General features: G+C 29.9%; 11 protein-coding genes, 1 pseudogene and 1 riboswitch. Of the genes and pseudogenes, 6 read left to right on the forward strand and 6 right to left on the reverse strand.

From position 1 onward, the window contains the following. Positions 1–329, forward strand: a pseudogene (gene fumC / locus AB1Z17_RS13930) (class II fumarate hydratase); the annotation flags it as partial. 86 nt (positions 330–415) lie between these two features. Here the strand turns inward: fumC and AB1Z17_RS13935 are convergent. Further along, positions 416–1,756 (reverse strand): OmpP1/FadL family transporter, encoded by a 1,341-nt coding sequence (locus AB1Z17_RS13935; protein WP_368052376.1) that lies wholly within the window; start codon positions 1,754–1,756, stop codon positions 416–418. A 275-nt stretch (positions 1,757–2,031) separates the two neighbouring features. Here AB1Z17_RS13935 and AB1Z17_RS13940 point away from each other — a divergent pair, with 275 nt between their 5' ends. Beyond that, on the forward strand, positions 2,032–2,547 hold the full coding sequence (locus tag AB1Z17_RS13940) for a hypothetical protein (RefSeq protein ID WP_368052377.1): 516 nt from the start codon (positions 2,032–2,034) through the stop codon (positions 2,545–2,547). 56 nt (positions 2,548–2,603) lie between these two features. Here AB1Z17_RS13940 and AB1Z17_RS13945 read toward each other — a convergent pair whose 3' ends face one another. Beyond that, entirely contained in the window at positions 2,604–4,508 is a 1,905-nt protein-coding gene (locus tag AB1Z17_RS13945; RefSeq protein WP_368052378.1) for a TonB-dependent receptor plug domain-containing protein, read from the reverse strand. Between the two features lie 84 nt (positions 4,509–4,592). Next, positions 4,593–4,802, reverse strand: a riboswitch (cobalamin riboswitch). Between the two features lie 67 nt (positions 4,803–4,869). Between AB1Z17_RS13945 and AB1Z17_RS13950 the strand changes: the two genes are divergently transcribed. Beyond that, on the forward strand, positions 4,870–6,003 hold the full coding sequence (locus AB1Z17_RS13950; protein WP_368052379.1) for an ABC transporter substrate-binding protein: 1,134 nt from the start codon (positions 4,870–4,872) through the stop codon (positions 6,001–6,003). A 100-nt stretch (positions 6,004–6,103) separates the two neighbouring features. Here the strand turns inward: AB1Z17_RS13950 and AB1Z17_RS13955 are convergent, their stop codons facing one another. From AB1Z17_RS13955 to ychF, 3 genes are all read right to left on the reverse strand, one after another. Then, a complete protein-coding gene (locus tag AB1Z17_RS13955; RefSeq protein ID WP_368052380.1) occupies positions 6,104–8,701 on the reverse strand; it encodes a DNA gyrase/topoisomerase IV subunit A in 2,598 nt (865 codons plus the stop codon). A gap of 106 nt (positions 8,702–8,807) precedes the next feature. Next, positions 8,808–10,661, reverse strand: a complete 1,854-nt coding sequence (locus tag AB1Z17_RS13960) for a DNA topoisomerase IV subunit B (protein ID WP_368052381.1) — start codon at positions 10,659–10,661, stop codon at positions 8,808–8,810. A gap of 117 nt (positions 10,662–10,778) precedes the next feature. Next, complete coding sequence (gene ychF, locus AB1Z17_RS13965; protein WP_368052382.1) at positions 10,779–11,873, reverse strand: redox-regulated ATPase YchF; 1,095 nt, start codon at positions 11,871–11,873, stop codon at positions 10,779–10,781. Between the two features lie 283 nt (positions 11,874–12,156). Between ychF and AB1Z17_RS13970 the strand changes: the two genes are divergently transcribed. The 3 genes from AB1Z17_RS13970 to kynU all read left to right on the forward strand — a co-directional run bounded on the left by AB1Z17_RS13970 (position 12,157) and on the right by kynU (position 15,610). Beyond that, complete coding sequence (locus tag AB1Z17_RS13970; RefSeq protein ID WP_368052386.1) at positions 12,157–13,425, forward strand: sugar MFS transporter; 1,269 nt, start codon at positions 12,157–12,159, stop codon at positions 13,423–13,425. 183 nt (positions 13,426–13,608) lie between these two features. Beyond that, positions 13,609–14,322 carry an SGNH/GDSL hydrolase family protein gene (locus AB1Z17_RS13975; protein ID WP_368052383.1) on the forward strand — a complete coding sequence of 238 codons (714 nt, stop codon included), beginning with the start codon at positions 13,609–13,611 and terminating at the stop codon, positions 14,320–14,322. A 13-nt stretch (positions 14,323–14,335) separates the two neighbouring features. Next, positions 14,336–15,610, forward strand: a complete 1,275-nt coding sequence (gene kynU / locus AB1Z17_RS13980; protein WP_368052384.1) for a kynureninase — start codon at positions 14,336–14,338, stop codon at positions 15,608–15,610. Between the two features lie 96 nt (positions 15,611–15,706). On the opposite strand, the gene AB1Z17_RS13985 is transcribed toward kynU, so the two are convergent. Next, positions 15,707–16,404 (reverse strand): hypothetical protein (locus AB1Z17_RS13985; protein ID WP_368052385.1); only part of this gene is annotated, 698 nt, incomplete at its 5' end.

A 16,404-nucleotide genomic window follows, 5' to 3' on the forward strand; every position in this document is an offset into this window, starting at 1 on the left:
ATGAATTGAATGTTTTTAAACCAGTTATGGCTGCAAACTTTTTACAATCTGCTCGTTTAATTGGCGATGCTTGCGTTAGTTTTAATGAAAATTGTGCCATTGGAATACAGCCAAATTATTCTAGAATTAATGATTTAGTAAATAACTCTTTAATGTTAGTTACTGCTCTAAATACTAAAATTGGGTATTATAAAGCTGCAGAAATTGCAAATACTGCACATAAAAATGGAACAACTTTAAAGGAAACAGCTGTTCAATTGGGCTATGTTACTGCTGAAGAATATGACGCTTGGGTAAAACCTGAAAACATGATTGGTACTTTAAAATAATAGTTGTTTTTTAAATAGCTTTTAAAAAAAAGACCTGATATTTATATTAAATATCAGGTCTTTTTGATTGTAATTTGATTATAATTCTATTTATTAAAAGTATAAGATATTCCTAACATAATCATATCTGTAGTCATTTCATAACCTACATTAGTTCCTGGAATTGCACCATAAGGATTTGAAGCAGAAGCCATCATAGGGTTTAATACTTGACCTTCTGTTTTTCCATCACTTGATCCATGATGATACACACCATTTAATGTAAAGTTATCACTAAACTCATATCCAAAACCTAGTTGAAATGCATTCGCAATAACAGCAGTTGCTGGTGTAGAGAAAAATGCCAATTCTTCATCAATTGGGTTGCTACTATACGTATAACCAACTCTTAATGGTAATTTTTCAAAACCTTTATATTGTAAACCAACAGAAATTATATTAATGTTTTTCCAACCAAAACCTGCTACAGAACCTGTTTGAGTCCATCCTTTTTCCGCAAAACCATCAGTGTTTTCATAATCAACCATTCTATAATCTAACGCTAAATCAATTGTTTCATTAGAATAACCTGTACCAAAAGAAAGTATAGCAGGATAATCCATATTAAAACTGTTGGTAGTTTTTTGGTTATCTAAATGCGTATTTTCAAATTCTAAATCGCCAAAAGATTGTGTAGTTTTATAAGAAGCTCCTAACTTAAAACCTCCATCAGATTCGTAAAATAGACCTACTTGACCTCCAAAACCAATTGCAGAAGCCTTATCACTTATACCATAACCTGCGGCAGTTGGACTGGCAGTTGGATTTGGTGCTAATTCTAACGCTCCATAATTTAAAGTTGGCTCGATACCTATTGAGAAATTATCTGAAATCTCATACGCCCAAGTTACTCCAATTTGCAACAACATATAATCAGATTCTAAATGTCCAAATCCCATTGCTTGTTGAGGGTAATTAATTGGGTTTGAGTTTTCCATTGGATTAAAACTAGGACTCATAGGGTTATTGGCTTCTTCAGGAAAAGTAACTCCAAAACCACTAATACCAAAAGCAGAAACACCAAAGGTGTGTTTACTATCTTCTTTACCCCAAACCATTGCTAATGCAGGCATTGGAGAAACACCTCTATCATCTTTAGTTATTCCTGAAACAGAAGGAGCTCCTTCTCCTAACATTCCTGCTGGTAATGTTGCACTTAATTCAGGTGAAGAAAAGAATAATCCTAAATCAAAATTTATAATTTTACTATTAAAAGTTGAAATTGAAGCTGGGTTCCATTGCAAAGCTCCACTAATATCAATTGGTTGTGCTGTTGCAGCTCCACCCATAGACATATTAACGGCACCTACTCCTTGCATAATATGACCTGCCTGAGAGAACGTAGCCGTTGTAAATAATAAAACTGCTAATCTTAGTAAATTTTTCATAATATTGTTTGTTTATTAGTTTTGTAACAATTGTTTTGTACTATAATTTAATACTTACAATTAATTTATAGCAAATTTATAGCCTTAAGTAACCATAATTACTGATAATTGTCATTAATATAATTTTCAAATGTAACGATTGTTACACATAACCTACAGACGTTTTTATTTCTACAAAATTTGAAGCATTCATTAAATATACTATAATTTTATGTACTTAATTGTATATTTCTTTTACTAAGTCTATTTTTGTAAGATCTTTAAACAACATAAAATTGGAAAAAATTATTGAATTATTGACATATACAATTCCTGCTATTATAACAGGAGCCGTTGCTTATTATTTTTTTATGAACCATACAAACTTTGAACAGCAACGTATAAAACTAATGCTTTTAAAAGAAAATCAGCAGCACGCTTTACCTATTAGACTGCAAGCTTATGAAAGAATGACATTGTTTTTAGAACGCATTAATCCTGCCAAATTATTATTAAGAATTACTTCCATCAATAACGATAAAGAAGCGTATGCACTGAGTATTATAAACACCATTGAACAAGAATTTGAGCACAATTTATCGCAACAAATATATATTTCAGAAAAATGCTGGAGTGTAATTATTGCTTCAAAAAACGCAACAATTCAATTAATAAAACAAACTGAATTAAATGAAGAAATTAAAACTGCTCAAGAATTACGTGAAGCCATTTTAAGAAAAATGTTAGAAAATGCATCACCTTCATCAACTGCATTGGCTTTTATAAAAGATGAAGTAAGAAATTTATTTTAATAAAAAAACCTTCTTAACTATTAGATTAAGATGGTTTTTTTATTAAACGAGCTTTTTTAAAACTTAAAATCAAGTCCTATTTTAAAATTTCTACCTAAAGTAGTGTATCCCATAGTTTCCACATATTCACTGTTAAATACATTATTTATTTGAATAAACAGTGATAATCTATCCTTTAATAAAGAATGGCTTGCATATAGATCAACTAAACTATATGCGTCAAATTCAAGATTTGTACCTGTTCCATATTGATCAAAATAAGTTCTTTTTGAAATACTCTTAAACCTTAACGAAAGGTAGGTGTTTTTTACACTATTTGTTTCTAGCAATGCAGTGAATTTATTTTTTGGTATATAATCCAAGTCACTACTTTTACTGGTATAAGTATGCCCTAGTTTAATCCCTAAATCCTCAAATACATTAATAGAAACTCCTGTTTCAATACCTCTAGCTATTAAAGTTTCTTCTGCATTTCTATACGTAATAAAATCAGGTAAAATAATGGCGTTATCCTCTTCTCTGTAAAAGAAAAGTGAATTAAATTCAAGTTTACCTTTTATTGAAAATACAAACCCTCCTTCCATAGATTGAACTTCTTCAGGATCCAAATCTAAGTTACCATATTGAGAAAACAATTGGTAGGTACTTGGAGCGATAAATGCAGTGCTTATTGAAGATATTGCTCTAAAATTATTAGTGAAATTAAACGATGGATTCACATTATATACCCAATGATTTCCGTATTCAGTATGATTATTCAAACGTACCCCAGTATTTAAATTAAAACCTGATGCACTATTAAAAACAGCAGTTATATATGGATCGATTGTTTTATAATTAGCCAATTCTTCATCAATACTTCCATAAGGGCTGTTAGTTAGATTACTTTGTTTTTGAAAATTTAAACCAGTGATTAGCTGAAATTCATTCGAAAATTTATAATTATTTACAACATCAAATTGATAGGTTTTACCGGTATATTCATAATAATCTGTAGCATTGGTCCAGCTATTAAAACTATTTAAAACCCTCTTAATATTATTATAGGAAGCTGTTAGAGCAAAACTACCTTCTGTATAATTATAATTAGACGTTATTCCTACTCGTTGTTGTTTGGTTTCTCCATTGTTTATTTCAGAATCAGAAAAAGCACCGGCATCATAATCATAAACATCCTTATCATAATTTCCAAATATCTGAAAAGTTACCTTTTTATTAAAATTATAGCCAAATCTTAAAAATGCATTTGTTGTTTTTAAAGGATCGCTTTCAAATTTCTCAGAACTATTTTCTTCACTTGCTTCAGATAAACCCTCTGTTTTTGAAGTATTAAAGGTTGCCAAATAATTAACTTTATTTGATGTTCCATTTATAGAAACATTTTGATTAAAATCGTTAAAATTTAATTTTGAATCTTTTTGTGAATTATTAGTTCCAATTGAGGTTTGATAATTTAATAAAATTGCTTCCGCACTTGCTTTTTTTAGTTTAATATTAATTACACCTGTTGCTGCGCCAGAACCATATAAAGTACTTGCAGCTCCATTCATAACCTCTATGGACTCAACCTGACTTAATGTTAACAAACGTAAATCAAAAGTAGTGTTAACTCCAGAAGGATCACTAACCGGAACTCCGTCAATTAAAACTAAAACGTGGCGATCTCTGCCTCCTCTTATATACATACTTTTGTTTTTTCCAGCTGAATTGTTTGTACCATTAATTTGAATTCCCGCAATGTTATCTAAAACATCTACAACTGTTTTACCTTTTAAATTGTCAATTTCATTAGATTTGATTTGGTAAATAACTTTACCAATCAATTCTTTTTTAATTGCAAATTTTGTAGCAGTTACTACTACTTCTTCTAATTGCTCAACATTTTCTTTTTTTTCTTGAGCAAATACATTGATAAATGCCAATAATAAGCATAACCAACTTAAATGAAATCTTTTTTTCATTTTACTTTTGTTAGATTTAATTAATACTAAATCAGGTAAGTTTTTAAGTACAGAGAACCATACCCAAACCTTTCTCCCGAAAGTTTGAACTATTGCGATTTTGGCAGGTCTCCTGGCTTGCGTATTGTTACGAACCTTCCCATTCTTAAAGAACAGTGGTTAAAGTTTAATAACAACCACCAATAATATTGGCTAAGCTTACAGTTGCGGGAACAGCCTCGGATTTTAACCGAATTCCCTTTTAATTCTTTCAAACAGATTGTTTAAAAGAAAACCATAATCTGCTGCAAATGTAATTAAATTAGCATAATTTAATACTATTAAAAATCAAAAATATTACATTTGCCTAAATTTATTTTAAATGAGATTATCCAGTTTGCACTTAGTAACAATCGTATTAATTATTGTAATTTTTAATGCGTGTAAACACAAAAAACAAGTAGAATTAAATTCGGAAAATAATGATACCGAAACCAATATAAAGTATGCAAAAGGTTTTGAAATTCAACAATTTAAAGATTATAAAAAGTTACTTATTAAAGCTCCTTATCAAAATTCAAAAGAAACTTTTGAATTTATTTTAACTAAAAAAAATACTCCAAATACTAAAAATACTATTCAAATTCCTCTAAAATCAATAGTCGTTACAAGTACAACACATATACCAATGTTGGAATTATTACGTGTTGAAAATAAATTAATTGGATATCCAAACACTTCCTATATTTCTTCAAAAAGAACAAGAACATTAATTGATAAAGGTATAATTAAAGATCTTGGAAACGAAGAACGCATCAACACCGAATTATTACTTGAATTGCATCCAGATGCTGTTATTGGATTTTCAATTAACAGTAATAATAAAATGTTTACAAATATTCAGCAATTAGGAATTCCAGTGATTTTAAATGGTGATTGGTTAGAAGAAACTCCGCTTGGACGTGCAGAATGGATTAAACTTTTTGGAGTATTGTTTGATCAAGAAGCAGTAGCTGATAGTATTTTTTCAACTATTGAAACAGCTTATTTAAATGCAAAAAAAACAGCTTTAAAATCTAGTCTTAAGCCAACTATTCTTTCTGGTGGTTTATTTAAAGATATTTGGAATTTACCTGCTGGAAATAGTTTTGAAGCTACATTTTTAAAAGATGCAAACACCCATTATTTATGGTCAGATTCTAAAGGAAATGGTAGTTTATCCCTAAATATTGAAAATGTTTTTGAAAAAGGAATAAATGCAGAATTATGGATTGCTCCAAGCTTTTATAACTCTTTAAAACAACTTGAAAAAGCTAATGATATCAATTCAAAATTTAAAGCATTTCAAAATAAAGAAGTATATTCTTTTGTAAACAAACGCGGTGAAACTGGAGGTATTCTATATTTTGAATTGGCTCCTGCCCGACCAGATTTGGTTTTAAAAGATATTATTAAAATTGCACATCCAGAATTAATGCAACATTATGAGTTTACTTTTTATGAAAAATTAGAGTAAATTTATGTTCACAAAGAAATCTATCCTACAATGTATTATTATTAGTGAAAAACACCAACAATAAGTAAATTATGTTTGTTGAGTTTTTTATTTATAAATTTTAAAATAAAGCTGTTTGCCCTTTATCATCTTTTTTATCGTCATCTCCTTTTGAAGAATTATCTATAATTTCTTCATCATTTACTTCAACCTCATTAACTATTGGAGCTTCATAAGGCAAAGGATCTAGCATATTTACTGTTTTAATTTTATCTGTAGTTAATTGGTTTCCTTGAGCTTTTATACCTTTTACAGCAATAAATTCTTCTAAATTAACCCCCATATTTTCTAAACTGCGTTTAGAAAACTGGATTTCAGCCATAGGTCTGTAATCTGTTGACACAATTTCTAATTGCGATTTTGGATGTTCAGAAATAAAGACTTCTTCTTTGTTCGGATTGTCAATCATAAAACGTTTTATATAATAACGTTCTTTTTCACCATCAAAATAAATTGCTGAAATTGGTTTTTCTGGAATCCATTTTTCCAGCACAATCATATCTGAATCAAAATGTGTGGTAAGCTCAGGCTTTATTGTTTTCACCTGTCCTTTTTGATTGATTATCAACAACCTATCTTCGCCTCTAAATTCACCTAGAAGCTCTCCTCTGTCATCAACATTTAAACGTTGTACAGTTTCATCGAACCATATTTTACGTGGTTTTAACGTAGAAACTCCCTCGGATTTTAGTTCAATTTTTTTAATGGCATATTTTGTAACTGTATTTCCTTTTACGCCTCTTCCTTTAATTGCTAAATCAGAAAAATCAATATCCCATTTCAATTTTTTTATACTTCCAACAGCCCGTAAATTAATAGTAACTGTTTCTGCTTCACCATTAGGATTTGCAGTAAAATACAGCACAACTGAAGCTTTAGAGCCAGCTGTTAAATCGTATTCTTTATCACGCGTAACACTTGTAACATTAAATCGCTTCATATAACTGGGACCATTTCTACCATCTCTATAAATCATATTATAGACAGTTCGTTTATCCTTCTTTTTGAATACTGCAATATGAATAATGTCTTTTCCAACAAAAGTTTTTGCATCTACTTTTGTTACCATCATAACGCCGTCTTTTCTGAAAATAACAACATCATCTATATCTGCACAATCATCTACATATTCATCTCTTTTTAAGGAAGTTCCAACAAAACCTTCTTCTCTGTTTACATACAGTTTTGTGTTTCGCATTACTACTTTTGTAGCGACAATATCATCAAATAAACGGATTTCGGTTTTACGTTCTTTACCTTTTCCATATTTGGTTTTTAAGTTTTTAAAATAGTCGATTGCATAGTCAACTAAATTTGCCAAATGATGTTTAACTTCTGCAATTTTATCTTCTAAACTATCAATAAATTGTTTTGCTTTATCAATATCGAATTTTGATATTTTTTTGATTCGTATTTCGGTCAAACGCACAATATCTTCTTCGGTAATTGCTCGTTTTAAATGTTTTATATGTGGTTTTAAACCAGTATCGATGGCTTTTATAACACCTTTCCAAGTGGTTTCTTCTTCAATATCCCGGTAAATTCTGTTTTCAATAAAAATACGTTCTAATGACGCAAAATGCCATTGTTCTTCTAATTCATTTAACTGAATTTCAAGCTCTTTCTTTAATAATTCTAGTGTATGATCTGTAGAAAGTCGTAAAATTTCTGAAACACCAATAAACACAGGTTTATTATCTTCAATAACACAACACAACGGAGAAATTGAATTTTCGCAATTTGTAAAAGCAAATAATGCATCAATGGTTTTATCTGGTGAAATTCCATTTGGTAAATGCACTAGAATTTCAACATTTGCTGCAGTATTATCTTCAATCTGTTTTATTTTTATGGTGCCTTTATCGTTTGCTTTTAAAATAGAATCAATTAAACTTGAGGTTGTTGTTCCGAACGGAATTTCAGTAATTACCAATGTTTTTTTATCGAGCTGCGATATTTTTGCACGCGATCTAATTTTTCCACCTCTTTTTCCATCGTTATAATTTGAAACATCTGCAGTTCCTCCAGTTACAAAATCAGGAAATAATGTAAAAATTTTACCTTTTAAATGTTTTATTGAAGCATCTATTAATTCATTAAAATTATGAGGTAAAATTTTTGTTGAAAGTCCAACTGCAATTCCTTCAGCACCTTGCGCCAATAGCATTGGAAATTTAACAGGTAAATCTATCGGTTCTTTTCTTCTTCCGTCATAAGAAGCTTGCCATTCCGTGGTTTTTGGATTAAAAACAACATCTAATGCAAATTTAGACAAACGTGCTTCAATATAACGTGATGCTGCTGCACGGTCACCAGTCAATATATTTCCCCAGTTTCCTTGCATATCGATCAATAATTCTTTCTGACCAATTTGCACCATAGCATCTGCAATTGAAGCATCTCCGTGCGGATGGTATTGCATTGTGTGCCCAACAATATTTGCAACTTTATTATAACGACCATCATCTAAATCTTTCATAGAATGCATTATTCTACGTTGTACGGGTTTAAAACCATCTCGAATTCCTGGAACTGCACGCTCTAAAATCACATAAGAAGCATAATCTAAAAACCAATCTTTATACATTCCAGTTACCTTGGTAATGGTTTCTTGGTTTCCGAATTCCTCTTTTATTGGTTCGTTATTTTCTTCTTGCATTATTTTTTAATAGTATTTGGTATCTGATAGTTGGTATTTAATTCGTAATTCATAACTAAAACTCAAAGTACTTTAGGCAATTTAGCCACTTCAAACTTCAAGAATTTCATTCCTCAACTATATCTAATTCTACTTTTAAATTTTGAATGATAAATTTTTGTCTGTCTGGGGTGTTTTTCCCCATATAAAATTCGAGTAATTTATCAATAGATGTTTCTTTATCCAACATCACAGGATCTAAACGAATATCGTTTCCAATAAAATGTACAAATTCATCGGGAGAAATTTCTCCTAAACCCTTAAACCTGGTCATTTCTGGTTTTCCCTTTAACTTTTTAATTGCATCTTGCTTTTCTTCAGGCGTATAGCAATAAAATGTTTGTTTTTTATCACGTACTCTAAACAACGGTGTATCTAAAATATACAAATGACCTTCTTTAATTAATTCTGGAAAAAACTGTAAAAAGAAAGTAATTAAAAGCAATCTAATATGCATTCCATCCACATCGGCATCTGTTGCAATTACAATATTATTATATCTTAAATTTTCTAAGCCATCTTCAATATCTAAAGCTGCTTGTAATAAATTAAATTCTTCGTTTTCATACACTATTTTTTTACTCATATTATATGAGTTTAAGGGTTTTCCTCTTAAACTAAAAACAGCTTGTGTATTTACATCTCTAGATTTTGTAATAGAACCACTTGCAGAATCTCCCTCCGTAATAAATAAGGTACTTTCTAAACGATTTTCCTTTTTTAAATCGTTTAAATGTACTCTGCAATCACGTAATTTTTTATTGTGAACACTTGCTTTTTTAGCGCGTTCACGTGCTAGTTTTCTGATTCCAGATAAGTCTTTTCGCTCTTTTTCAGCTTGTAAAATTTTCTTCTGAATTTTTTCTGCAACATCTGGATTTTTATGTAAATAATTATCTAGATTTCTTTTTACAAAATCGGTGATAAAAGTTCTTACAGTTGGCAAACCTCCTCCCATTTCTGTTGAACCCAGCTTTGTTTTAGTCTGACTTTCAAAAATAGGTTCCATAACTTTTACGCTGATGGCAGAAACTATGGATTTTCGAATATCTGAAGCTTCATAATTTTTACCAAAATATTCGCGTACTGTTTTTACAATGGCTTCTCTAAAAGCATTTTGATGGGTTCCTCCTTGTGTAGTATGTTGCCCATTAACAAAAGAATGGTATTCTTCGCTATATTGGGCTTTGCTGTAAGTAATTGCCACTTCAATATCTTCACCTTTTAAATGAATAATTGGAAACAGCATAAATTCATCAGCAATATTTTCTTCTAATAAATCTTTTAAACCATTTTCTGAAAAATATTTTTCCCCATTAAAAACTATAGTTAATCCAGTATTTAGATACACATAATTTTTAATCATTTTCACAATATATTCATTTCTATATTTGAATTTTGTAAAAATACTTCTATCAGGTACAAAGGTTACTTTTGTTCCTTTTCTATTTGTAGATTCTTGTGGTTTTTCTTCAAGTGTGATATTTCCTTGTTCAAATTCAGCAAAAACAGTTTTTCCGTCCCTATATGATTGAACCTTAAAATAAGATGAAAGTGCATTTACGGCTTTGGTTCCAACTCCATTTAAACCAACGGACTTTTTAAATGCTTTAGAATCGTATTTTCCACCAGTATTCATTTTAGAAACAACATCTACCACCTTTCCTAATGGAATACCACGACCATAATCGCGGATTGTTACGGTATCTTCTTTAACGGAAACTTCTATAGTTTTACCTGCTCCCATTACATATTCGTCAATAGAATTGTCTAAAACTTCTTTAATTAAAATGTAAATACCGTCGTCAGGGGACGATCCATCACCTAACTTTCCAATATACATACCTGGACGCATTCTAATATGTTCCTTCCAGTCTAATGAGCGAATATTATCCTCGGTATACGATGTTTGTTCTGCCATTTATTTTAGTGCTATTCTTGAAGATGTGCTAAAGTACTATTTTAGAATAAGAAATAAAAAAAACGCTATTAAAATAATTATTAACAGCGTTTTTAACTAATTTTTTTATAAATATCCTTAGACATTAAATCTAAAATGCATTACATCTCCATCTTTTACAATGTATTCTTTACCTTCAACACGCATTTTACCAGCTTCTTTAACTTTTGCTTCACTTCCGTATTTCACAAAATCATCATAAGCTATAACTTCAGCTCTAATAAACCCTTTTTCAAAATCTGTATGGATAACTCCAGCAGCCTGTGGTGCAGAATCTCCAATATTTATAGTCCAAGCTCTTACTTCTTTTACACCTGCTGTAAAATAAGTTTGCTGATTTAATAATTTGTAAGCTGCTCTAATTAATACTGAAGAACCCGGTTCTTTTAAACCCATATCTTCTAAAAACATTTGACGTTCTTCGTAAGATTCTAATTCTGTAATATCAGCTTCCATTCCAACAGCTAGCATAATAATTTCAGCATTTTCATCTTTCACAGCTTCTTTTAAAGCATCAACATATGCATTTCCATCTACTGCTGAATCTTCATCTACATTACAAACATATAATGTAGGTTTATCTGTAATAAATTGTAATGGCTTAATATATTCTTCTCGCTCTTTTTCTGTAAAATCAATTGCTCTAACAGAAATTGCAGCTTCTAAACCATCTTTAACTTTTAAAAGTACATCTAATTCTTTTTGAGCTTCTTTATTTCCAGTTCTAGCAGTTTTTTTAACACGCTCTAGCCTTTTTTCTAAGGTTTCAAAATCTTTTAATTGAAGTTCAATATCAATGGTTTCTTTATCTCTAACTGGATCAACTGTAGTGTCAACATGTACAATATTATCGTTATCAAAACAACGGATTACATGAATAATCGCATCAGTTTCACGAATATTTGCTAAAAATTGATTTCCCAATCCTTCACCTTTACTTGCTCCACGAACTAAACCTGCAATGTCAACAATATCAACTGTTGCCATTTGAACGCGCTCAGGTTTCACTAATTCCTCCAATTTAGCAATTCTGCTATCTGGCACATTTACTACACCAACATTAGGTTCTATAGTGCAAAACGGAAAGTTGGCACTTTGAGCTTTAGCATTTGATAAACAATTAAATAACGTTGATTTTCCAACATTTGGTAATCCCACAATTCCTGCCTTCATATTTTAAATTTTTAGCGGTGCAAATATACTATTTAGATTTAAGTTTAAAAGCATTTATTTGTTTTTACTATTTTGATATGATTTTTCCAAAAAAAAATTGACAATTAACTTGTTAAAAACAACGTCTATCTAATTTCATTCGCTATTGGTATAAAAACAACTGTTATTTACAATAATAATTATATATTTATTCCTTCAAATAAAATAACCTTAAAACTTAAATAGTTTGAATACAACTAAAAAATACAGCAAAGCATTTTATATACTAACCTCATTATTTTTTATGTGGGGATTTATTACGGTATTAGTAGACTCTTTAATTCCGAGATTAAAAGAAGTATTTGAACTTACCTTTTTTCAGGCTGGCTTGGTACAATTTGCGTTTTTTACGGCTTATGGATTACTTTCTATTCCTTCCGGATTTATACTTTCTAAAATAGGCTATAAAAAAGGTATCTTATTAGGATTAACCATTATGGGAGTTGGTTGTTTATTGTTTTATCCGGCTGCCGCATATAGAACTTTTCCCGTATTTTTATTAGGATATTTTGTGTTAGCAGGAGGAATGACAGTTTTACAAGTAGCTGCAAATCCGTATGTTGCAGTGTTAGGTAGTGAAGAAACGGCATCAAGTAGATTAAATTTATCGCAAGCATTTAACAGTTTAGGAACTGCAATTGCACCAGCTATTGGGGCTATGTTTTTATTAAGTGATTCTATAAAAAGTAGCGACGCCATTAACAGTTTAGGTTCAACTGAAAAAGAAGCTTATTATTTACAAGAAGCTTCTGCTGTTCAAAGTCCTTTTATATTTTTAGCAGCTTCTTTACTATTATTAGCTTTTATTGTTTCCTTTATTAAATTACCTAATATTTTAGAAAAAAAAGAAGGTGAAGGTTTAGGTTATGGTGAAGCTTTAAAACACAAGATTTTAAAAATGGGTGCTGTTGGTATCTTTTTATATGTAGGTGCAGAAGTTGCTATTGGTAGTTATTTGGTAAATTACTTTTTAAGTATGGGAATGCCAGAATTAATTAGAAACAGCGAATGGATGTCTGCAATATCTGAAATGGTTGTTCAACAAGATTTGGCCAATGTAGATAACAAAGCAATTGTTGGTGCATTTGTATTGTTTTATTGGACTGGAGCAATGGTTGGTAGATTTATTGGAGCCTATTTAACAAGAATTGTTGCTCCTGCAAAAGTATTGGCAATATTTGCAACTATGGCAATTTCTTTATTAGCTATTTCTATGTTAACAAGCGGATTTGTTGCAATGTGGTCTATATTATTAGTTGGATTATTTAATTCAATTATGTTCCCAACAATTTTCTCATTGTCGTTAACTGGTTTAGGAGAGCGCAAACCACAAGCATCTGGTATTTTATGTACTGCAATTGTAGGTGGTGCAATTATTCCACCATTATATGGTTTATTAACGGATCAGTTTGATTTTAAACCTGCGCTATTTCTAATGATACTTTGTTATTTCTATATTTTCTATTTCGCTAGAAAAAGTAGTGGTTTTATTGCTTCCTTTTCTGAAAAATAAAAAGTAAAATAACCAATATTGTAAAAAGCTGAATCGAAAAGGTTCAGCTTTTTAATTAGATTTTTTTTAAGCTGTTAGTATTGTTTAATTTTTATAAAAAAATGATGCTTTGTAAAATTAAATTATTGTAATTTTTTTAATTTATATTTATCGAAATATTATTAAAATAAAGTTCTAACTAAAATGACTAAAATTAAAATAATGTTAATGCTAATTTTAGCAATTACTTCTTGTAATGAAAAATCCAATAAAAATGATTTTTTTGAAGCTGAACAAGAAACACCAGTAGAAATGGAGCCAGAAAACAATACAACTAAAAATTATTTAGCATTAGGAGATAGCTATACCATTGGACAAAGTGTACCCGAAAATGATCGTTTCCCTGTACTGCTTGTAAATGACTTAAATGCAAAAGATTATAATTTTAATGCTCCTAAAATTATTGCACAAACTGGCTGGACCACGGGCGAATTAAAAAGTGCCATATTACAGGAAAATATTTCTGAAAAATATGATTTGGTTACCTTATTAATTGGAGTAAACAATCAATACCGAGGAAATTCTATTGACGTATTTAGAACAGAATTTATTGAATTATTAAATATGGCTATTTCTTTTGCTGGAAATAACCGTGGAAATGTTATTGTAGTTTCAATCCCAGATTGGGCTGTTAGTCCGTATGCCGAAAATAGAGACCGTTCAAAAATTAGTAAAGAAATTGATCTTTTTAATACTGTCAAAAAGGAAGAAACACTTAAAATGAATATTAAATTTGTTGATATAACTCCTGTTTCGAGACAAGCGCTCAATAAAAGCCAATTTTTTGCAAGCGATGGTTTGCATTTTTCTGGAGAAATGCATCAACTTTGGGTTGATGAAATTATGACATTGTTTTAAACAAATTTTTAATATGAATCGTTTTTTAGAAAAAGCAGAAACACTAGATAGTGCAGACTCCTTAAAAAGTTTTAAGGATAAATTTGTAACAGATTCTTCTTTAATTTATTTAGATGGAAATTCATTAGGGAAATTACCGATTAAAACCATAGAAACTACTACTAATATTGTAGAAAACCAATGGGGAAACAAACTTATTAGAAGTTGGAACGAACATTGGATAGACCTTTCTAAAGATATTGCAACAAAAATTGCTAAAATTGTAGGTGCGCAACCAGATGAAATTTTTGTTGGAGACACAACTTCTTTAAATTTATATAAATTATTAGCTGCTTCACTTGCTCTTCAAAAAGAAAAAACTGAAATTATTACAGACGATTTAAATTTCCCTACAGATTTATATATCATTCAAGGACTTATAAAACAACAATTTAAAAATCATACATTAAAAATATTAGAAAGTACAGATGAAATTTTTATGGATCCTACCACAGTTCGTGAAGCTATTAATAAAAATACATCATTAATTACCTTAAGTTTAGTCAGTTACAAAAGTTCTTTTTTATATGATATGAAATCTATCAATAAATTAGCACACAATAAAAATAGCTTAGTAGTTTGGGATTTATCCCACGCTGCTGGAGCAACAACTATCAAATTGAATGAAACCAATGCGGATATGGCTGTTGGTTGCACGTATAAATACTTAAATGGCGGACCTGGTGCGCCTGCATTTTTGTATGTTCGAAAAGATTTACAAGATAAACTTACCAATCCAATTTGGTCTTGGTTTGCCCATCAAAAACCTTTTGATTTTAATCCAGATTTTATTGAAAATTCTGGAATTCAAAAATTTGCAATCAGTACACCTTCAATTCTTTCTTTAGGAGCAATAGCACCTGGTTTGGATATAATTTTAGAAGCTGGAATGTCAACTATTGAAGCAAAAAGTAAAAAACAAACTACGTTTTTAATTGAATTGATTGAGCATTATTTGATCCCTTTAGGTTTTAAAATTACTTCTCCTTTAAATGAATCTGAAAGAGGTTCACATATTTCTATAACACACAATGAAAGTTATAGAATAAATAGAGCTATGATTGCTCCTAATAATAAAAACACAAAAATTGTAATTCCAGATTTTAGACCCCCAAATTTAATACGCATTGGAATTACACCACTTTATACTTCGTATTTAGATTTATATGAAGCTGTTATTCGAATAAAAGAAATTATTACAACCAAAGAGTTTGAAAATTTTTCTAATGAAAAATTAACTGTTACTTAATAAGCATAAAAAAAAGGCTGTCTAAAAGTGAATTTTCCCTCAACTTGAATCAAGTTCGGAATGACGACTTTTTAGTTTGACTCTTTTAATAAAAATCTACAATCTCGATTGTGCCTCTTCAATAATATTTTTATATTTCTTTAATATTCTGCTCCACTCTTCAAAATCCTGATCATCTTTTACACTTACAGCCCCTTCAGCTCTTTCGCTACTAATTTTCATTACATATTTTAAAGGATTAGAATCTCCTAGTTTTACAATAACTCTAGTTCTAATAGTGCTTCCATTAAATCCTTCAACTTGCCAAGCAGTTCTCATATAACCAGTTTCTTTGTCTATTACTTCTAAAACATCAAATTCTGTTGTTACAATAGAGCCTAATAACTTCCAGGCATCATCTTCAACAATTTCAGGTCTTACAGCTATTGTAAAATTAACATTCGCTAAATCGGTTGAAATAGATTGCTTATGTGCTTCATCTTCAATCAATTCTAAATGATCTCTTAATGGAGGTTCTTGATAATCATTAGAATTACAATAATTCTTTTTAATATTTAAAAAGCTCTCTTTTTTAATAATAACTTCCACACAATTATTAAAAGGAACTTTTAAATCGTAAGTTCCAACACCAACTACTTTTCCATCTACAACTATTTCAGCATCACTAGGTGTTGCTTCAACTTTTACCAACCTATCTGTTAAATTAAAATGGTGATTTATTGGAATTGAGCCTTCATTTTCTTTATTACAAAAAACTTTTTCTTCATTAATAAAACCATCTTTTCTAACTTGAA

This window comes from Lutibacter sp., from assembly GCF_040883305.1.
Lineage (GTDB): Bacteria > Bacteroidota > Bacteroidia > Flavobacteriales > Flavobacteriaceae > Lutibacter.